Below are 228 nucleotides of genomic sequence, written 5' to 3'. Positions count from 1 at the left end.
CGGTCAGCGGGTCGGTGATCGTCACATTGGTCAGCGTCACGTTGCCGTCATTGGTCACCGTGATCTCGTAGGTGATGATGTCGCCGGCCGCGTCGACCAGACCGTCCGGCCCGTCGCCGCCGACATCCGTCACCACCTTGTCGATCAGCAGCACCGGGTCATAGCAGACCGGCACATCCTCGCTGTCGGAGACCTCCTCGGTCTCGTCGCTGTCGGCGGTGGCGGTGT

The 228-nt window shown here is 65.4% G+C and carries 1 protein-coding gene; it reads right to left on the bottom strand.

The annotated features are described in order from the left end of the window. Positions 1–228: DUF7507 domain-containing protein (locus G4Z14_RS19300; RefSeq protein ID WP_164628496.1), on the bottom strand; the 228-nt coding region annotated here is incomplete at both ends.

The organism is Tabrizicola oligotrophica, assembly GCF_011008935.1.
In the GTDB taxonomy this organism is placed as follows: domain Bacteria; phylum Pseudomonadota; class Alphaproteobacteria; order Rhodobacterales; family Rhodobacteraceae; genus Tabrizicola_A; species Tabrizicola_A oligotrophica.
Note: the sequence above shows the minus strand (reverse complement) of the source record. Positions and strands in the feature narration are given on the sequence as shown.